This window comes from Hungatella sp. L36, from assembly GCF_014288035.1.
This window is the reverse complement of record NZ_JACOPC010000011.1, coordinates 90,290-109,520: the sequence shown is the minus strand read 5'-3', so window position 1 is coordinate 109,520 and position 19,231 is coordinate 90,290. Positions and strand designations below refer to the sequence as shown.

The 19,231-nt window shown below is 49.5% G+C and carries 15 protein-coding genes; 11 read left to right on the top strand and 4 right to left on the bottom strand.

Going from position 1 to position 19,231, the window contains the following annotated elements:
- Positions 1–26: 26 nt before the first annotated feature.
- Positions 27–821, bottom strand: a complete 795-nt coding sequence (locus H8S80_RS22870; RefSeq protein WP_002602786.1) for a helix-turn-helix domain-containing protein — start codon at positions 819–821, stop codon at positions 27–29.
- 121 nt (positions 822–942) lie between these two features.
- Here H8S80_RS22870 and H8S80_RS22865 point away from each other — a divergent pair, with 121 nt between their 5' ends.
- The 9 genes from H8S80_RS22865 (at position 943) to H8S80_RS34980 (ending at position 12,413) form a co-directional block, all read left to right on the top strand.
- Positions 943–2,106 (top strand): glycoside hydrolase family 88 protein, encoded by a 1,164-nt coding sequence (locus H8S80_RS22865; RefSeq protein WP_025530709.1) that lies wholly within the window; start codon positions 943–945, stop codon positions 2,104–2,106.
- Positions 2,107–2,123: 17 nt separating this feature from the next.
- Positions 2,124–3,482, top strand: a complete 1,359-nt coding sequence (locus tag H8S80_RS22860; RefSeq protein WP_002602788.1) for an ABC transporter substrate-binding protein — start codon at positions 2,124–2,126, stop codon at positions 3,480–3,482.
- Between the two features lie 12 nt (positions 3,483–3,494).
- Positions 3,495–4,418 carry a carbohydrate ABC transporter permease gene (locus tag H8S80_RS22855; RefSeq protein WP_117632312.1) on the top strand — a complete coding sequence of 308 codons (924 nt, stop codon included), beginning with the start codon at positions 3,495–3,497 and terminating at the stop codon, positions 4,416–4,418.
- 14 nt (positions 4,419–4,432) lie between these two features.
- Positions 4,433–5,272 carry a carbohydrate ABC transporter permease gene (locus H8S80_RS22850; protein ID WP_002602790.1) on the top strand — a complete coding sequence of 280 codons (840 nt, stop codon included), beginning with the start codon at positions 4,433–4,435 and terminating at the stop codon, positions 5,270–5,272.
- A gap of 13 nt (positions 5,273–5,285) precedes the next feature.
- Positions 5,286–7,274, top strand: coding sequence for an alginate lyase family protein (locus H8S80_RS22845; protein WP_117632313.1), 1,989 nt, complete (start codon positions 5,286–5,288; stop codon positions 7,272–7,274).
- Between the two features lie 500 nt (positions 7,275–7,774).
- Positions 7,775–8,056 carry a hypothetical protein gene (locus tag H8S80_RS22840; RefSeq protein WP_025530711.1) on the top strand — a complete coding sequence of 94 codons (282 nt, stop codon included), beginning with the start codon at positions 7,775–7,777 and terminating at the stop codon, positions 8,054–8,056.
- Positions 8,053–10,548, top strand: coding sequence for a DNA helicase RecQ (gene recQ, locus H8S80_RS22835; protein WP_117632314.1), 2,496 nt, complete (start codon positions 8,053–8,055; stop codon positions 10,546–10,548). Before H8S80_RS22840 ends, recQ begins: the two co-directional genes overlap by 4 nt.
- A gap of 158 nt (positions 10,549–10,706) precedes the next feature.
- Positions 10,707–12,137 carry a Na+/H+ antiporter NhaC gene (nhaC, locus tag H8S80_RS22830; protein ID WP_117632315.1) on the top strand — a complete coding sequence of 477 codons (1,431 nt, stop codon included), beginning with the start codon at positions 10,707–10,709 and terminating at the stop codon, positions 12,135–12,137.
- A gap of 156 nt (positions 12,138–12,293) precedes the next feature.
- A complete protein-coding gene (locus tag H8S80_RS34980; RefSeq protein WP_243006237.1) occupies positions 12,294–12,413 on the top strand; it encodes a hypothetical protein in 120 nt (39 codons plus the stop codon).
- Between the two features lie 576 nt (positions 12,414–12,989).
- Here H8S80_RS34980 and H8S80_RS22820 read toward each other — a convergent pair.
- Positions 12,990–13,646, bottom strand: a complete 657-nt coding sequence (locus H8S80_RS22820; RefSeq protein WP_117632316.1) for a Crp/Fnr family transcriptional regulator — start codon at positions 13,644–13,646, stop codon at positions 12,990–12,992.
- 326 nt (positions 13,647–13,972) lie between these two features.
- On the opposite strand from H8S80_RS22820, the gene H8S80_RS22815 reads away from it, so the two are divergent.
- Complete coding sequence (locus H8S80_RS22815; RefSeq protein ID WP_117632317.1) at positions 13,973–15,865, top strand: aryl-sulfate sulfotransferase; 1,893 nt, start codon at positions 13,973–13,975, stop codon at positions 15,863–15,865.
- A 47-nt stretch (positions 15,866–15,912) separates the two neighbouring features.
- The gene (locus tag H8S80_RS22810; RefSeq protein ID WP_002602798.1) at positions 15,913–16,764 is read left to right on the top strand and encodes a YitT family protein; all 852 of its coding nucleotides are present in this window, start codon (positions 15,913–15,915) and stop codon (positions 16,762–16,764) included.
- 118 nt (positions 16,765–16,882) lie between these two features.
- Here H8S80_RS22810 and H8S80_RS22805 read toward each other — a convergent pair whose 3' ends face one another.
- Entirely contained in the window at positions 16,883–17,920 is a 1,038-nt protein-coding gene (locus tag H8S80_RS22805) for a hypothetical protein (RefSeq protein WP_117632318.1), read from the bottom strand.
- Positions 17,921–17,961: 41 nt separating this feature from the next.
- The gene (locus H8S80_RS22800; protein ID WP_002602800.1) at positions 17,962–19,167 is read right to left on the bottom strand and encodes an ROK family transcriptional regulator; all 1,206 of its coding nucleotides are present in this window, start codon (positions 19,165–19,167) and stop codon (positions 17,962–17,964) included.
- Positions 19,168–19,231 lie beyond the last annotated feature (64 nt).

Here is a 19,231-nt window from a genome sequence, read left to right as displayed (position 1 = left end):
AAATGCATTCCTGCCATCTGCATGCTCTAGAACAACTGATTTCGGAATTTTCTGCGGTACACAGCCGGCGTCAGATCGGTATACGCCTTAAACTGCCGGTAAAAATGGACCTCGGTGGAGTAGCCGCACAACTCGGCAATCTGTTCCATTGGCAGGTCTGTAGTCTCAATCAAATCTTTCGCATAATCGATTCTCATCTGAATGTAATCCTTTTGAAAAGAAATCCCGAATAACTCCGTATAGAGATGCTGGAAATGGGACTTGCTGATTCCCAGCCGCTTTGAAACATCGTCGATGGACAGTGGATCCATGAGCGTGCTTTTCATGGAAATTCGTATTTCCTGCAGCTTTGGAAAGTACGGATTATAATACGCGGCTAAATCTTTCTGCTGATAGGCGATGAGAAGGTGATTCAGCAGCACGTTGACCAGACAGTCGATATTCTCCGTGCGGTACTGAGAGGTCGTGTAGGCGTTTTCCCATAAGAGCTGCCGGATGTAGACGGAAAATAACTCGGCATCATCGACTCGGAAAAATGTGTTTGTCGCTAAGATTCCCCGCAGCGGAAAAATGTCTTCTTCGGCGGCGATGTGGAGCCAGTCATCCATATATTCCCCATAGGGATTGCTGTAGGAACACGGCGTATGCGGAGCGAGGATAATCGCCTGGTTGGGCGAAAGGGTGTAATCCTGTCCGGCGATCTGAAATACGGCAGGTGTTTTCACGATCAGCAGCAGATAATTGTTGAGGCCATCCGGATGTGACATGAAAAATGAACTGGGATGGCGGGTGTTGCAGCCGCCTTTGATAATCTGGTACATTTCTTGTCCTTTACTTTCCCTGTTTGCAGAAAATGTTAGTTTTTGAGCGCAATACGCTATTAAAATCAACCTGTATATAATGTAATATGAAAACCATAAAAAGTCAATAAAGGTGGTAATTATGACAGAGAAGACGCAATACCTGCAGGAAGAGGCAGCACAAATGTTACAGAATGTGACTGTAAAAACAGCCTATATGTGTGAAAGAAATAAAAACGGGATTCCCTATACCGTAAAGGATGACGGTTTTTATAATAACCTGGATTACATGGATGAGAATCCGGATCTCGGGATCAACTGGTGGACAAACGGATTCTTCGGCGGTATTTTATGGCAGATGTATGTGAAAACCAGGGATCAAAGCTATCTGGAAATGGCAAGGGTACAGGAAAAAAAGCTGGATCAGTGCCTGGAGCTGTTTGAGGGAATACACCATGACGCCGGTTTCATGTGGCTGCTGACCGCGGTCGCCGACTACAAACTGACCGGATGGAAGGAAGCGAGGATCAGAGGGCTTCACGCGGCCACGATTCTGGCCGGCCGTTATAATGTGAATGGAAAATACATCAGGGCGTGGAACGGTCCCGGCGGAAGGGATTACGGAAGCGTCATTATAGACAGCCTGATGAATATGTCCCTGCTTCACTGGGCGTATGAAGAGACGGGGGATCCCCGATTCCGAGCGATTGCAGTCTCCCATACGGATACGATCGCAAACTATTTTGTGAGAGAAGACGGATCGGTAAAACATATTGTAAAATTCAATCCGGAGACCGGGGAGGCGGAAGGGTCCCTGGGCGGCCAGGGATACGGGCACGGTTCTGCGTGGTCGAGGGGACAGGCCTGGGCGCTGTACGGATTTACCAATGCGTACCGCCACACGAAACAGGATTCATACCTGGAGCTGGCGTGTAAGACAGCCGATTACTTTCAGAGAAATCTGCGGACGGGAGATGCAGCCCCGATTGATTTCTGCCAGCCGGCAGAGGAGCAGTACGAGGATAACAGCGCGGCCTGTATCGCGGCCAGCGGCTTTTTAGAGCTTGCCTCGTTGATGGACGGCGAGCCTGCCAGACAGCAGCAGTACGCGGACACAGCCTGGAGACTGCTCCGCAGAGTGTATGAGAAACGTTGCTGCCTGGACTGCGGCAGGGATGAGCTGGTACTGCAGTGCGCGGTATCGTACCGGGAACGGGAAGACGGCCCCCATACTTTGATCTACGCTGATTATTTTTATCTGGAAGCATTGTTGAAGCTAAGGCAGCAAGCCTTACAAATATGGTAAACCACAAGGAGGAAAATATGAAAAAGAAAATTTTAAGTGCGGCATTAGGACTGGTCATGATCCTTTCTTCGGTACTGACCGGTTGCGGGGGCAGTGGAACGAAAGAATCTCCGGAACAGCAGACTGCGGCTTCTGCGGAAAAACAGACGGATGGAACGGTACAAAACACAGAAAACAGCGGAACAGCCACCCATTTAAAGTGGGCGGTGTGGGATATCAGCCTGATTACCTACTGGAACGACCTGGCTGACGCTTATATGGAAAAGAATCCCGACGTGGAAATAGAACTTGTCGATTTTGGATCTACTGACTATTCGAATGTGCTGGCAACAGAACTCTCGGGAAGCGGCACTGATTTTGACATTGTTACCATCAAGGATACGCCCAGTTATGCGACGCTTGTGGAAAAAAATGTGTTGGACTCCCTGGACAGTTACATAGAAAAGGATGGCGTCGAGCTGGCAAAATTCAATGGCGTCACCGATCAGATCCTGGTAAATGACAGTCTGTATATGCTTCCATTCCGAAGCGATATATGGGTTATCTTCTATAATAAAGACGTTTTTGATGCAAAGGGCCTGGACTATCCGTCTAATGATATGACCTTTGAAGAGTACGATGCGTTAGCCCGTGCGATCGCAGATGATTCGTTTGGATCCGAGGTATACGGTTCCCATTACCACACATGGAATTCCGCGGTGCAGTTATTTGGAATTCTGGATGGGAAGCACAGCGTACTGGACAAAAATTACGATTTCATGATTCCCTATTATAACATGGTTCTGGCACAGGAAGACGATGGAATCTGTATGAAATATCCGGATATTAAGACGGAAGGCCTTCATTATTCCGCTGCATTTACCGGCGGTAATATAGCGATGATGAATATGGGAAGCTGGTTTGTGACCACGATGATTAATAACTTAAAATCCGGTGAGTTTGACGCCTCTTTATGCGGAAACTGGGGAATCGCTAAGTATCCTCACGCGGAAGGCATCGATGCGGGGACTACGTTGGGTGCAGTTACCGGTCTCTCTGTGGTGTCCGAATCGCAGAAAAAGGACGCGGCCTGGGATTTTATAAAATGGGTAAGCAGTGAAGAGGGCGCGCTCATCCTGGCAGCCAGCGGGAATTTCCCGGCTATCTCGAACGATGAGATAACGGCGGCGATCGCTTCCATTGACGGTTTCCCCCAGGATGAACAGAGCCGTGAAGCGCTCGGCACGGTAACCGTGTATCTGGAAGCTCCTTATGGAAAAGATTTATCCGCAATCAACCCGATCCTTGGTACTTATCATGAGATGATTATGCAGCGTGAGTGCACGGTGGAGGAAGGCATCAAAATGATGAATGAAGAAACTTCTAAAATCGAGTAATGGAGGTTTGCTATGGCAAGACAGAAAGCAGTGGAGATGTCCGCATCAGTTAAGAAACGAAACAGAAGGCGTAATTTAACCGCCTATCTGTTCATTGCACCAAATTTTGTGGGATTTGCGGTATTCACGATGATCCCCATCGTGGTTGCTGTTGGGATGTCTTTTTGCAAATGGGATGGGAGCAATCCTGCTGAATTCATCGGGCTGGATAATTTTATCAGCCTTTTCCGGGATACATTTTTTGTGAATTCCCTGTTCAATACCTTTTTATACTGCATCGGCACGGTGCCCCTGACGTTGATAGTCGCCCTGACCCTGGCAGTACTCCTGAACCAGAAAATAAGAGGAAGGTCCGTATTCCGGGTGGTATCCTGTATCCCCTATGTCAGCTCTATAATTGCGGTGACGACTGTGTGGCGTATGATCTTTCACCCGGCGAAGGGGCCGGTCAACGCGCTCTTATATTACGCATTTCAGGTGCCGAAGGGAGATTTGCCGCAGTGGTTTACCGGACATTTAATCATTATGTCCTATATCCTGTTTTCTCTGTGGAAGTCCATGGGATATTACATGGTAATCTATCTGGCGGGACTGCAGGGAATCTCGGGGGAACTGTACGAGGCCGGCAATCTGGACGGAGCGAACAGCTGGCAGAAGTTTCGATATATTACGTGGCCCCAGCTGCGTCCGACTACATTTTTTGTTATTATCATCATGACAATTGCCTGCTTCAAAATCTACGATACAGCGGTACTGCTTGCCGGCGGCGGAAATATGTCTACCTCCTCCATGGTGCTTGTGTCCTTCATTTATCAGGAGGCATTTACCAAATGGAATATGGGCTATGCAAGCGCCGCGGCGATCATTCTGTTCCTGATTGTCCTTCTTGTGACCCTGTTCCAGTTTAAAAATGAGTCCAAGTACACCAATGACTAGCAGGAGGTCGTGCAATGAAAACAATTTCTTTCAGACGAAATGTAAATAAAGTGCTGCTCTACGCATTTCTGGCGCTCGTTGTATTGGTAACGATACTGCCGTTTATATGGATGATATCCGCGTCGATCAAATCAGACCGTGAAGTATTTCAACTGACTCCATTTGTCCTGGTTCCGGAAAATCCGCGGTGGAGCAATTACGTAAAAATATGGACGAAGATTCCGTTTGCTGTATTTATCCGGAATACGATAGTATTGACCGCCGCGGTGACCATTTTGCAGCTGTTTACCAGTTCCTTTGCCGCGTATGCGTTTGCAAAGCTTGATTTTGCAGGAAAAAAGCAGCTGTTTCTGGCCTATATCTCAACGATCGCCATGCCGTGGCAGGTGTATATGGTGCCGCAGTTTCTCATGATGCGTAAGATGGGATTGAACGATACGCTGCTGGCCATGGTCGTATTACAGGCATTTTCGGCATTTGGCGTATTTTTGATGCGGCAGTTTTATATGGGAATCCCGGATTCCCTGTGCGAGGCGGCCCGGATCGACGGCATGAGCGAGTTCAACATCTACAGCAGAATCATGCTGCCGCTGTCCAAACCGGCGCTGGCTACCCTCACGATCTTTACGTTTGTCGCAACCTGGAACGATTACCTGGGACCGACGATTTATTTAAAGAGCGAGTCGAAAAAAACAATCCAGATTGGGCTTCAGCGTTTTATCGGGCAGTATTCCAGCGAATATGGACTGATCATGGCGGGGTCTGTCATATCCCTGATTCCGGTACTGATCATGTTCCTGCTGCTGCAAAAATACTTTGTGGAAGGAATCGCAACCTCGGGTGTTAAGGGGTAGAAGGGGGTACAGGATGAAAAAAGAAGAATTTTTCCGGACTTATTACTGCCCGGCTTCTATGGAAACGGCAGAGCTTGCCAGGAAGCTGAATCAGGAGGAGGCGGAGCATGTGCTTCGAACCGCCGACGCGGTAAGGAGGCACAGCTTCCTCTTCGATATGGAATGGGACATGGAACGGACGTATGAACCATTGGAGTTTGGTGACTGCGTGGACTGGGAGTATCGGCCGGGAGATGATCCGGAATTTACATGGCAGTTCAACCGGCATCGTTTTCTCATTTGCCTGGGCCAAGCGTACTTAATGACAGGGGATGAAACGTATGCGGCGTGTATGCTGGACCTGATGCAGCAGTTTATCCGGAGCCAGAGTGATGTACAGGAAAAAAGGCAGACTACCTGGAGAATTCTGGAGGTCGGCATCCGGAGCGCGAACTGGATCAAAGCTCTGTACCTGATTCAGAATAGTCCCCTGCTGACAGGAGAGCTGCTGGACCTTTTTTATGAGAGTCTGAAGCAGCACGGCAGAATCATCATGGATGAGCATAACCCGTATTGTTATGCGGGTAACTGGGGCGTATTGGAAAATCATGGCCTTTATCTGCTGGGCGCGCTATTGCCGGATGAATTTGGCCGTGCCTGCAGGGAACAGGCAGCAGAAGTCCTTGATCTTGCTCTGCGCATGCAGATTCTGCCGGACGGTGTCCAGTTAGAACAGTCGCCGATGTACCACTTTGAAGTGATGAGATGTGTGCTGGAGGTTCTGCTTTTCGCAAAGCTCTGCGGTCACAAGCTGCCGAAAACGCTGTCAGAACGTGTTCATGATATGGCGATGGCTGGTTTGGCGCTGCGGAAACCGGATGGCTGCCAGCTTACGATGGGAGACAGCGACGATATGAGTACATTTTCTGCCTTTGCGCTTGCAGCGTATGTGTTCGAAGACCGCGTCTTAAAATGGGCAGGCAGTGAAAATCCAGGGTTTGATAATCTGTGGCTGTTTGGAGCGGAGGGGTATGGCCGGTACCGGGAGCTGACATCCGGAGAACCGGGTTTTCTGTCAAAGCAGCTGTATGATTCCGGCCATTCGGTTATGCGGTCTTCCTGGCAGAGAAATGCGGATATGCTGCATTTTGATGGAGGGCTGCTGGGAACCAGCCACGGCCATTCCGACACGCTGCATGTGGATCTGATCTTAAACGGAACGGATGTGCTGGTGGACCCGGGCCGTTATACGTATGTAAATAAGGCGGAGCGGTTTGAATTAAAAGGGACTAAGGCCCATAATACGGTTGTTGTGGATGACCGGGAATTTGATGAATGGGAGAATTCCTGGGTTTCGCGCACGGTGTCTGCTCAGAGCAGGCAGCGGATGGAAGAAAAGGACGGATGTCAGTTTGTGTGCGCCGGGCATACCGGGTATATGACTCTGGAAAATCCGGTATGGGTAAACCGAAAGGTAATCCATATATCGCCGGATATCTATATTCTGGCAGATGAATGTTATACCAGCGGAGCTCATAGCTACCAGCAGTATTTTCATTTTGACTACCGTGGAACGGTTGCGTTAGAAGGAAAACGGGCGGAGTTTCACGGTGGAGATGCAAATGCGGCATTTTTCTTTGATGAAAAGTGCAGGCCGGAGCTGTACAGGACGCATCAGTCTCTCCACTATAATAATTTGGCCGGGAATCAGAGTATCTGCTGTAAATCGGCGGGAGACGGTTTTCATTCCATGGTAACGGTGTGCATCAAGGACGGCGCCGGTGAGGATTCCGTACAAAGAGTCCCGGTCAAATCCTATGTGAATCAGGAGATACAGCCGGAGGCTATTGCGGAGGGATTTAAGATCAGTCATCATGAAAAGAAGTATCTGGTCATAATCGGCCATACGGAAATGAAAGGGCCGGTTACCCTGTATCAGATAGAGGACCGCATGGGCTGCGGAAATGTGATCGTATTCGATCTGGAGCGGGGGGCTTATGAGGGGATTGTTTTGAACTGGTAGAGATACTGGTAATGATTCTAAAGGAGAGTCTGTTGGAGGGATATTGCTTTAGTTTGTGCGCAGGTTTTTAGATGTGAAAAGATGGATTAGACAGCTGTACTTCTGTTTGGTGGATGTACGGCTGTTTTTTTTGTATAACGATTCAAACCGGACGCCTCTTAATGTACAATTATATTGACCAGACAAATTATAGAAAGAAGGTGCTCTGGAGGGAAAATTAGCAAAAAATCAAGACAAGTTTGCCGATAGTTTCAATTGCGTTTTCCAATCCTTTGTGGTAAAATTATCTCAGGTTTTTATGATATTCTGTTTCTAATTTCTATAGAGCAGGCAATTCAGAAATTTCTTTCATACATCCCATAGTGACAGGCGACATTGGCTTCAAAATTGTGTTATGACAAAAAACAAAAACATTGAGGGCGGTTTGTAGGCGCATGTCATGCAGGGGCATGTGCTGAATGAGAGAGACAAAATTTACAAAAGGGGAAGTATAAATTAATATGGCATATAGAGCAGAATTATGGGCAGAAGCAAAAAAGAAATGCAGACTGGGAGAAGAAGAAATTCGCATGGCGAAAGAAATGGGCCTGAATCCGAAAAGCCTGATAAAAAACATCCCAAGCCCAAAACAACAGTGGAAGGCGCCTGTAAAAGTCTGGATTTGTGAAATGTATGCGGAACGGCAGAGAAAAGCAGAGAACAAAAAGAGGATAAAAGCAGTTAAATTGGCTGATATGGCTGAGAACTGCAGGGAAGAGGAGCACGAGAAGAGGGACATATGAATAAACATCAGGTGTTAAAACAATACTTTGGTTACGACGAGTTCCGTGACGGACAGGAGACGCTGATCGACAGCATTTTAAGCGGCAGGGACACATTGGGGATTATGCCTACCGGGGCAGGTAAATCGCTATGTTTTCAAATCCCGGCGCTTATGATGGATGGAATTACACTGGTCATCTCTCCATTGATCTCACTGATGAAGGATCAGGTGGAGGCGTTAAACCAGGCGGGGGTTCACGCCGCCTATTTAAACAGTTCCCTGACCGCTTCCCAGTATTACAGGGCGCTGGCCTATGCCAGGGAGGGGCGTTATCCCATCATTTACGTCGCTCCGGAGCGGCTGGTGACGGAGGAATTCCTGGATTTTGCGCGAAATACGAAGATTTCCATGGTGGCGATCGATGAGGCCCACTGTGTATCCCAATGGGGACAGGATTTCCGTCCCAGCTACTTAAAGATTGTGGAGTTTATCGAACGGATGGAGGTACGCCCAGTGGTCAGTGCCTTTACGGCTACGGCCACAAAGGAGGTAAGGGATGATATCAGCGATATCCTGATGCTGCGGGAGCCGACAGTTCTGACCACGGGATTTGACCGGCCTAATCTCTATTTCGGCGTCCAGGCGCCGAAAGACAAGTATGAGACGATGAAGAATTTTCTGGAGCTTCATCCGGGGCAGAGCGGAGTGATCTACTGCCTGACCAGGAAAAACGTGGAGGAGGTCTGCGAGAAGCTGAGGGCAGATGGATTCTCTGTTACCAGGTATCACGCGGGATTGAGCGATGCGGAGCGGCAGAAAAATCAGGAGGACTTCATTTACGACAGGGCGGCTATCGTTGTTGCGACCAACGCGTTCGGAATGGGAATTGATAAATCCAATGTCCGGTTTGTCATCCATTACAACATGCCGAAGAATATGGAGAGCTATTACCAGGAAGCAGGTAGAGCAGGCAGAGACGGGGAACCGGCGGAGTGTATCCTGCTGTACGGCGGCCAGGATGTGATTACAAACCAGCTGTTTATCGATAATAACCGGGATAATCAGGAACTGGATGCCGTGACCCGTGCCATCGTCCAGGAGAGAGACCGGGAACGGCTGCGGAAGATGACATTTTACTGCTTTACCAATGAGTGCCTGAGAGATTATATCCTTCGGTATTTCGGAGAGTATGGAGAGAATTACTGCGGAAACTGTTCCAACTGTCTGAGTCAGTTCGAGACGGTGGACGTGACGGAGATTGCCGTGGAACTCATCGGATGCGTGGGGAGCAGCAGGCAGCGGTATGGGACCAATGTGATTATCGATACGGTCCACGGCGCCAATACGGCCAAGATCCGTCAGTACCGTATGGACGAAAATCCCCACTATGCAAAGCTCTCTAAATTGCCGACCTATAAACTCCGCCAGGTGATGAATTACCTTCAGCTCAAGGAGTATCTGGGCGTGACCAATGACGAATACGCCATCGTTAAGCTGACGGAGAAGTCGAAGGCGGTACTGGAAGAGGAAGAGCCGGTTGTCATGAAGATGGCAAAGGAGCAGGAACATCCGGCAAAGGTGAAGAGCGAAAAAGGAAAGAAGAGCCGGAAGGGGCTGGCGGCCGGCCTCGGCGGCGATCAGTTTACAGAGCGCGAGGAAGCGCTGTTTGAGAAGCTGCGGACTCTGCGCGCGGAGATTGCGAAGGAGGAAAAGGTTCCGCCGTATATCGTATTCTCTGATAAGACACTGACTCACATGTGCGTGGTGAAGCCGGTGACGAAGGAAGAGATGCTTAAGGTGACCGGGGTAGGGGAATTTAAGTATACGAAATACGGAGAGCGGTTCCTTGCATGTGTGAAGAAGGAGACTCAGACAGAGGCTGGGGCAGTGACTGGTTCAGAGGCTGGGGCAGCGACTGGTCTAGAGGCTGGTGCAGCGGCCGGGACAGCGGCAGCGGTTCCCGATTACAGCGGATACGACGACAGTGATGATCTGTACTTTTTCAGCGAGGAAGAGGATTTGCCGGACTACTCGCTGGAGGCGGCTCTTACGGCGTGGGAAAACGGAAGTCCGGAAAAAGAGGATCTGCCGGGAGATACATTACCGGAGAAGGCGGCTTCAGCCGAGGGAAAGGGAACTAAGAAAAGGTCATCGAAAACGAAAACAGAATTTGTAATGACAGAGGAGCTGGCAGACCAGATTCACTATTCGGACCGGGTAACGCTAAGTGATTTTGTGGGACAGATTAACGATTTAAGGGACGATGAGGCCATGAAGCGTCTGACTATAAAATCCGTGGAGCAGAAGCTGATGGAGGAGAAGTGCTGGGAGATACAGTTTTTCAACGGAATGGGCAGAAAAAAGCTGACGGAAGAGGGCGGTAACTTCGGAATTGAAGCGGAGAAACGGCTCAGTGAAAAAGGAAATGAATATGAGGTCCTGTACTATACGGAGAAGGCTCAGCGCGGAATCGTAACATGGCTTCTGGCTGGGGATCAGAACTTATCCTGAGATCAGAATTTGTCCTGAAATCAGACTTTCTTCCAGTATCAGTAAAAATATATCTTTTTCAACAAAATCCTAGCGTGAGTTATTTTTTTAACACAGTGTTTGAGCTATGATAGGATACGAGCTGTGTTAAAAAAATAACTATTGGAGGGTAACACTGTATGGGAACAAAAGAGAAGGAGCAAAAGACGCTTAACGGGATTCAGTCGGCGGTGCTTCTGCTGTTAATTGTGGCGGCAGTAGCGGTCTGTATTCGTTTTAAGGTTGGCGGACCGATGATCGGGCTGTTTTTCAGCTGGCTGATTATCTATGTATTCTGTATTGTATTGAAGATTGACTATGAGCATGTAAAAGAAGGAGCCTTCGACGCGCTGAAGGTGGTTCTGCCTACGATGACCATTTTGATGGCGATCGGCGTTCTGATCGGCACCTGGATGGCGTCAGGAACGATTCCTACCATCATTGTGTACGGTTTGAAATCGATCAATCCGGCATTTTTACTGACATTTACTCTCATTTTTACGGCGGTATTAAGCCTGGTGACTGGAACGTCATACGGCTCCGCGGGCAGCGCCGGTGTGGCCATGATGGCGATCGGCAATGCTATGGGAATCAATCCGGGAATGGTCGCTGGAGCGGTAATCTGCGGCGCCATGTTCGGTGATAAGTTAAGCCCGTTTTCCGACACGACCAATCTGGCTCCTGCCGTTGCGGGGGCGAAGCTGGGAGACCACATCAAGAGTATGCTGTGGACGACGCTTCCTCCGATGATTATCAGCATTATTTTCTTTACTGTAGTGGGGATACAGCAGACCAACGGCGGCTATGATCCGGGGGATTTGAATATTTATATTGATTACTTACAGGGCGCGTTCCACATCGGATGGACCACTCTGATCCCGGCTATTTTGATTATTGCACTCCTGATGTTCCGGGTAGGCGCGTTTGAAGCGCTGGGAATCGGTGCGATTGCGGGAGCGCTTGTGGCAATCTTCGTCCAGGGTGTTGATGTGCGGTCGATCCTTAAGGTCTGTTATGACGGATTTACCAGCGATACAGACATTGCTGTGCTGAAATCCATCTTAAACAGAGGCGGTATGGCGAGCATGCTTCAGTATGTGGCTATTATCACTTTTGCAGTAGGAATGGGCGGAATGCTGGACCGCCTGGGTGTTCTTAACAATATTCTTTCCGTCTTTATCAAGCGGATCAACAGCGACGGTTCCCTGGTGCTGGCAACGCTTTTAACCGGATATGTAACCAGTATTGTCAGCTGTTCCAGCCCGATGTCCCATGTACTGACCGGACGTCTGATGCAGCCCCTCTTTAAAGAGCGCGGTGTTGCGCCGAGAATTCTTTCCCGGTGTCTGGAGGACAGCGGCACACTGGCAGGACCTATGATTCCATGGCATGGCTATGGTATTTACATGGCGGGAACCCTGGGGGTTACGTGGGCGCAGTATATCGGATTCGTTCCGCTGTTGTGGCTGACGCCGCTATTCTCGATTCTGTATGGATTTACGGGAATTTCCATCAAGCATGTGAACGATGAAAAAAATAGAACGCAGGCAGAAATGACTGTGAACAGTTGACGGATATTTCTCAAAGGAGCTGCTGAATGATACTCTGCGTGCTACAATCGAATCAACAATTATAAAATAGAATTGGAGTATGTGCAGTGAGTAAGATCGTAATATTGACAGGAAGCAAAAACGAGGGGAGGGAATCAATACTTTCAGGAAGACGATATGCAACTGATTTACGAGAAATTGACAGATGCAGAGATTCTGGTAACTGCATCGCTGGTCTATTTTTACGGAATCAGTGCGCAGCTGAAGGCAGTCGTTGAGCCTTACATACACCGATGAGAAATAAGTTTAAAATAAAGAAGATGGTACTGCTTTTGGTCGCAGGTGCTGCTTTGCCCTTCGTTTTTGACTCGATAAAAGTACAGTATCAGCTGATCCTTGACTTCTTTAACAAAATTAACGGGAATTCTCCCAGCCTCTATAGGTGGGAGATGAATCACAAAAACAAACTTAGCGGCAGTGGCGGGCAGATATCCCCTACTGACATGAGGTCAAAACAATCCGGGCAACCGGATAAAATGGTAGCATAGCTACTATGTCATTCTGGGTTTTGTATTCTGGACTCAGAATGTGGATTGAAATAAACTGGAGAACGCGGGGATGGTTCTGGTAAGGAAAGTGAGAGAGAAGGGGGAAATCAAGGGGAATCCCGCACTGGAAGAGGCGCGCGAATTGGGCAGATCGCTCTGATGGAAAATGCGATAGGACGGTAATGAGGAAGATCTGTTGTTGAGGAATCTGTAAGGTGGAGGGCCCGCTGCTGTTTTGGCAGCGGGCCCCTGGTGCCAGCGGCCTCGCCCCCAGCAACCTCGCCCCCAGCGGCCTCTACCCTCAGCAGACTTAATCCCGGCAGTCTCAGCACCGCGCCTGTGCCATCGCCGTCAGCTGTTCCATGTTCTGGATTACCGTCTGATGCCCTCGTTTGCTTACGATCCCCATGTCCTTTAGCTTTCCCATGAGCCGTGTCACCGTGATCGTATGGATTCCCAGGTAGCCCGCCAGCTCGCTGTAGGAAAAATCCTTATGTATGACGTAATGCGTGTCCTCGTAGATGGCCAGTTCGGTCAGGGCACAGCAGAGGCTGACGAAATTATCGCCATCCTGGAGCGCATAGCAGTGCTTTAACGCATTATCATAATGGGCGATCGCTGTCTCAAAGAGCCAGCGGTAGAAATCAGGATGCGCCTCTACAAATTCCCGGAAGGTAGAATAGGGGATCTGATAGAGTGTGCAGGCGGATTTGGCCGTGATGGAAAATGCGTAAAAGGTATCGTCGGGATAGGTACGCGCATAGGCCGGTATGAAGCCGACAAAATCACCAGGGAGAAAATACTGATAGATCCGTTCCCTGCCGCCTGGAGAGACGCTGTGCAGGGCGCAGAGTCCTTCTTCGAGGCAGTATACGTATTTGTCCATATGGGCACGATTGTACAGACAGTCGTGCTTTTTTTTATGGGTCAGAGTACCAAGGCCGCGCAGGGCGTTCATGTAATTCATATTGGATTCCATCATAAGGGGTACCTTTCATAAGGACTACTAGTGCCGCCCGGCGTAAATATACCATGCATAGCACCTGCTCTCTACGCCAGGAGCACGCCTGCGAAGCTAGCCGTAGGCCCCACTACGCCGTCGCTTCGCAGACGCACACCCGACGCAGATATCAGGCACTATTACTCAGTTATTTATGCAATGCTGTACTAGTTCGTGAAAAACTTCACTAAGTGTTCCTATTATACCACAGCACCAGGCAAATAAAAAGAAAAATCATAGCAACTGATATTTTTTTGACCGTAAAGACAGTGTTATAATTTTAACAAAATAACAGGAGGGGAATTACTATGGAACGAAAAACAATCGGCTATGAGCGAATCAGCCACTTAGTGGAGCGTCAGTACGAGCAGGAAATGGCTATGAGAAAAGAACTCGAGGGAGGAAATTATACCGCAGAGCATCCGTATGTGGTGGTAAATCCTTATTTTGTCAATCCGCTGACAGCCCTGCTTTTATTCAATACAGAGAAGGAAGAGGCGGTAACACTGACCGTTAAGGGAAAGGAAGCTGCGGGCGATATCACCCACACATTTCCAAAGGCAAAGGAACAGATTCTCCCTGTGCTGGGGCTTTATCCCGAGTATGACAATACGGTTGTGATCATGCTGGAAGACGGAACTGCTTATGACGTGACCGTGACAACGGAAAAAATTGAAAATATGCCGTATCAGGCGGATTACATCAATACGACGAGTGACTACATGAATGGGCAGCTCATGTTTGTGACACCGGCGGGGGATTCGCTGGCGGGCGGCTACGACTACCGCGGCGACTGCCGCTGGCATCTGGTGGAGCCGTTTATCTTCGATATGAAGCCCGCGGCAAACGGCCGCATTCTCATAGGCTCCAACCGGCTCCTGAACATGCCTTACTACACGGCGGGAGTCTGCGAAATGGACCTGGTCGGTAAAATATACACGGAGTACCGCATTCCCGGCGGCTATCACCACGACCAGTTCGAGATGGAGGATGGAAATCTCCTGATTCTGACTCAGGAGAAAAATGCCGCCACAGCGGAAGATATGTGCGTGCTGGTAGACCGCGGAAGCGGAGAAATCATCAAGTCCTGGGATTACAAAAAAGTACTTCCGCAGGAAGCAGCGAAATCAGGAAGCTGGTCCGAACACGACTGGTTCCACAACAATGCGGTGTGGTATGACAAACGAACCAACTCTCTGACACTGTCCGGCAGACACCAGGACGCGGTTATCAATATTGACTTCGAGACGGGAGAGCTCAACTGGATCATCGGAGATCCTGAAGGGTGGCCGGAAGACATGGTGAGCCGCTATTTCTTTACACCGGCAGGCGAAGGAGATTTCGACTGGCAGTATGAGCAGCACGCCTGTATGATGCTTCCGGATGGCGATATCATGATGTTTGATAATGGCCACTGGAGATCCAAAAATAAGGAGCATTACAGACTCAACCGGGACAATTTTTCCCGGGGAGTCCGCTACCACATCGATACCGAGAAGATGACGATCGAGCAGGTATGGCAGTTTGGAAAGGAACGGAAAAATGATTTCTTCTCCTCCTACATTTCCAATGTAGAATACTACCGTGATGGTTACTATCTGGTACATTCCGGCGGAATGGGGTATAATCATGGTGTTACATGCGAGGAACTTCCGGTTTATATGAATCTGGAGGATCCGGAATGCGTATTAAAGAGCATTACTGTGGAGATCATGGACGGAGAGCTAATGTATGAAATGCATCTGCCATCCAATTATTACCGTGCCGAGAAGATGAGCCTTTACCGGGAGGGAAAGAGTCTCGATCTGGGAAAGGGAAGAGTCGTAGGAAAACTGGGCGTCACGGGCGAATTTGATACGGAGGTTCCGGCAGAAAGCACCGGAGAACTGCTTCCGGAATCCTGTGAGGCGGTGCTCACGGAAGAAGACGACCGCATCATTTTCAAGGCCAAGTTTAAGAAGGGGCAGCTTGTCATGCTCCAGCTGGAAAAAGAAGATGATCCGGCGGAAATCCACCGTTACTTCATCTCAACCAGCGCACAGAAATTCCTGGCCATGTGTTCCGGTACCTTCCTGCCAAAGGACGACAGGGAAGTGACCTTAAATGTGGACAAGGAAGGACTAAACGGCACATTTGATGTGCGCGTGATTATCGACGACGTCAAGTATGAGACCGGACTGAAAATTCCACAATCACGATAGGTGGACGAAACAGCGTACTATAATTACAAAGGGGATGTGAGCTGACAATGAGTAAGAAAATAGGAAAGATACTTGGAATTGTGGTGGGAAATGGGATTTTTGCGCTGGGGCTCTCGGCGTTTTCCATGCCCAATCATTTCCTGGTGGGAGGCGCCACGGGAATCGCCAGAAGCGTGCAGCATTTTGCACATCTGGACGTATCAGTGACGGTGGCAGCCCTCAATGTGGTCATGTTTTTGCTGGGATTCTACATTCTGGGAAAGCGGTTTGCGCTGACCACCATTGTCAGCACACTTGTATTTCCCGTGTTTCTGAATCAGTTTCTGAAGATCGAGGCATTCAGCCATCTGACGAATGACCGCCTACTGGCGGCCCTGTTCGGCGGTATGCTGACCGGACTGGGCCTGGGGATCGTCATGCGTCTGGGCGGTTCCACCGGAGGTATGGATATTCCTCCGCTGATTCTCAACAAGAAGTTCCGGATTCCGGTGGCGGTGTCCATGTACTTCTTTGACATTTTCATTTTGCTGTCTCAGATGATATTTTCCAATACGGAAGAGATTCTTTACGGCATCATGTCCGTACTGCTGACCTCTATCGTATTAAACCAGGTGCTGGTATTCGGCGCAGGTGATGTGCAGGTGCTGATCATCAGCCGGGAGTATGAACGGATCAATGAGATAATCCAGAAGGATTTGGACCGGGGGTCCACCTTCCTGCCAATCCAGACCGGATTCGAGAAGCTGGACCAGAAGGCAGTTCTCTGCGTGCTCCCGAACCGGGAAATGAGCCACTTGAACCACTGTGTCCAGGAGATCGATCCGAAGGCATTTATCATTATCAACGGCGTGCGCGAGGTGAGAGGGCGGGGATTTACGCTGGATAAGCATCTGGTGTGATATTGCAGTGAGAACAGAGAGAGCAGAAGCAAAACGCATAAATCAAACAGAAAGCCGGGAGTTTAAGACGTTATCTTAAACTCCCGGCTTTTGCCTTCTGTTTTCAATCTCTGTCATTCTACAACCACCGGTTCCGAGATTCATAATCCGTATTTACTCCCGTCCCTGTCTCCTCGAAGAGAAGACGGTTTGCGAAGTGATACGTTACAGTGCCTCCGCCAAGATACGTCCCATCCTTCCGGCAGAGGTTAAAATAAGCCGGAATGGGAAGGTCCCTTGCTTTCATGGAAGGGCTGAAGAGCATGACCTCATAAACCATTTTTCCGGATATCATGTTTTCCAGAATGTCTGAGGCGTTTGGGATCAGGTGAAATGGTACATCTCCCTCGGGAAGCATCATAACGGCCCTGTAATACTCGTGTTTGTCCGGTGTGAAATCTGCGTTTGTAAAAGTAAACTCTGCCTGAAAGAGACCGGCCCTCTGGTCCAACGGCCGCATGGTGACTCCATTTGTCTCGTAATCCCCGGCAAACAGCCGAAATTCGGTGCCGGGATTTTTAATGCACTCCGGTGTGTTCTCATCGGTCTCAATAAAGACCTCGGTGACGTCTTCCCTCATATGAATAGTGACTTCCAGGAAGTCAGAGGGAGAAAAGTCCTTCTGGTTTAGAAGCTGTATCTTCATTCTGCTGTGATAGAAGGAGGGGGTGCCCCGGCCTTCCAGAAATATATAAGTCCCCTTCTGAACTGCCCCAAAGCTCTCCGCTTCTCCATTTCCCAGGTTCGCTTCATTTTCTGATACTCCGTACTCTTTTTTGGATTCGGCCTCCTTAAGTGAGACCTTAGCCAGATAGACCTTCGGCCGTCGAAACAGGAAAAACGTTCCGTAAAGGACGACAAATACGATGCTGATAAAATCAATACCGGATCTGCGAAGACTGTTTCTGACCGCAATGTACAAAAACATTAGGAACGTGATGATATAAAAGGCATATGCCTGCAGCAGAGGAACCTCGCTTCGCCGGGTACGGTACCGGTTATAGAGCAAAATGACCGGGCGGTACGGCTTGCCGCAGTGTTCGCAGGTTCCGCGGGTTAAATGAGGACTCTCTATTTCCTGTCCACACCAGGGACAGGGTTCAGATTTTATCAGCATGGCGCCTCCTTATAGATAAAACGCAAGGGAAAGGTCCACATTTATTCCCCCATAGCTGGTCGGATGAAGAACCGCAGAATGGCCAGCGCGCTGGCGCCCACGGCTCCATCCGCGGCCGCATACGGCAGGATTTCCACGTTCCCTGCGTAGGTGCGGTCCACGAAGATCAGCTGGCGTTCGATGTAGTCCATCAGTTCGTTCTGAATATCCTGGTTGTCAAAGAGTTGACCGTGCAGAAAGATCTTGCCCGGGTTGGTGATGATGGCGATATTGGAAATGGTGATGCCAAGGTATTTTAACGCCTCCGCGATATACATTCCGATTACAGGATCACCCATGGAATAGGCGGTGGTGATCGTCTCGATGGTGATCAGGGAATCGTCGGGGACGAGGCTTCTCAATATGGTGTTCGGCGTGTTTTTGTACAGCAGTCTTGCGTTGCGGATCAGGTGGTTTTCGCTGGCGTACGTCTGGAGACAGCCGTATTTGCCGCACTCACAGCGGCGGCCGCCCTCGCTGACGATGGTATGGCCGATCTCGCCGGCCACGTAGTTCTCGCCGAGGAACATCTCGCCGTCCACGACGTTGGCGCAGAACATTCCCATGCCTACATGGAAAAAGGCGAAGCTGTCCGGGCTTTCCTGCGGGGAAAAGAGATATTCGCCAAGAGCCATACAGCGTGCGTTGTTTTCATAGACGATGGGAAGCGGAAGCTCCTTCTCAATCCGTTTCGGGTCGAAATTCTGCCATGTCTTCCGGTTGGTCACGAGACTGGAGGCACTCCCGTTCATATGGCCCGGAACCGCGGCTCCGATTCCAACGATTTCATCCCAGGAAATGCCGGACTCTGCGACCAGGCCCTTTACACCATCGATAATGGCGTCGGTGATTCTGCCGGCCAGCTCCTCGTTAAACGGTTCCGCGTGCTGGAAACAGATGCGGCCTTTTAAGTCGGTGATGCAGATGACCAGGGCCTTCTGGGTAAACTCCAAACCGATGCTGTAAGCCCGGCCGGGTATAATATCGATCAGAACCCGCTTGCGGCCCGAGGAGCCCTCGTCTGTGGAGACTTCTCCCAGCTCCTTTACAAATCCTTCCGAAATCAGCGTGGTAACGTTCATGGTTACCGTTGCGGGCGTGATCTCGGTCTCTTCTGCGATATCGGTTCGGGCAATGGGCGCGTTCCGGTAAATACACTCCAATATCCGGCTCCGGTTGGAGGCTTTCTTCTTTTTTCCCTTATACATGGCTGCAGCAACCTCATTCTTCCATCGTTATAATTTTACCAGAGCATGTGGAAAACAAGTTTCA

What these genes read in the sequence shown, in the direction of transcription:
- H8S80_RS22870 (WP_002602786.1), bottom strand. Translation starts at nt 821, where the DNA reads ATGTACCAGATTATCAAAGGCGGCTGCAACACCCGCCATCCCAGTTCA.
- H8S80_RS22865 (WP_025530709.1), top strand. Translation starts at nt 943, where the DNA reads ATGACAGAGAAGACGCAATACCTGCAGGAAGAGGCAGCACAAATGTTA.
- H8S80_RS22860 (WP_002602788.1), top strand. Translation starts at nt 2,124, where the DNA reads ATGAAAAAGAAAATTTTAAGTGCGGCATTAGGACTGGTCATGATCCTT.
- H8S80_RS22855 (WP_117632312.1), top strand. Translation starts at nt 3,495, where the DNA reads ATGGCAAGACAGAAAGCAGTGGAGATGTCCGCATCAGTTAAGAAACGA.
- H8S80_RS22850 (WP_002602790.1), top strand. Translation starts at nt 4,433, where the DNA reads ATGAAAACAATTTCTTTCAGACGAAATGTAAATAAAGTGCTGCTCTAC.
- H8S80_RS22845 (WP_117632313.1), top strand. Translation starts at nt 5,286, where the DNA reads ATGAAAAAAGAAGAATTTTTCCGGACTTATTACTGCCCGGCTTCTATG.
- H8S80_RS22840 (WP_025530711.1), top strand. Translation starts at nt 7,775, where the DNA reads ATGGCATATAGAGCAGAATTATGGGCAGAAGCAAAAAAGAAATGCAGA.
- recQ (WP_117632314.1), top strand. Translation starts at nt 8,053, where the DNA reads ATGAATAAACATCAGGTGTTAAAACAATACTTTGGTTACGACGAGTTC.
- nhaC (WP_117632315.1), top strand. Translation starts at nt 10,707, where the DNA reads ATGGGAACAAAAGAGAAGGAGCAAAAGACGCTTAACGGGATTCAGTCG.
- H8S80_RS34980 (WP_243006237.1), top strand. Translation starts at nt 12,294, where the DNA reads ATGCAACTGATTTACGAGAAATTGACAGATGCAGAGATTCTGGTAACT.
- H8S80_RS22820 (WP_117632316.1), bottom strand. Translation starts at nt 13,646, where the DNA reads ATGATGGAATCCAATATGAATTACATGAACGCCCTGCGCGGCCTTGGT.
- H8S80_RS22815 (WP_117632317.1), top strand. Translation starts at nt 13,973, where the DNA reads ATGGAACGAAAAACAATCGGCTATGAGCGAATCAGCCACTTAGTGGAG.
- H8S80_RS22810 (WP_002602798.1), top strand. Translation starts at nt 15,913, where the DNA reads ATGAGTAAGAAAATAGGAAAGATACTTGGAATTGTGGTGGGAAATGGG.
- H8S80_RS22805 (WP_117632318.1), bottom strand. Translation starts at nt 17,920, where the DNA reads ATGCTGATAAAATCTGAACCCTGTCCCTGGTGTGGACAGGAAATAGAG.
- H8S80_RS22800 (WP_002602800.1), bottom strand. Translation starts at nt 19,167, where the DNA reads ATGTATAAGGGAAAAAAGAAGAAAGCCTCCAACCGGAGCCGGATATTG.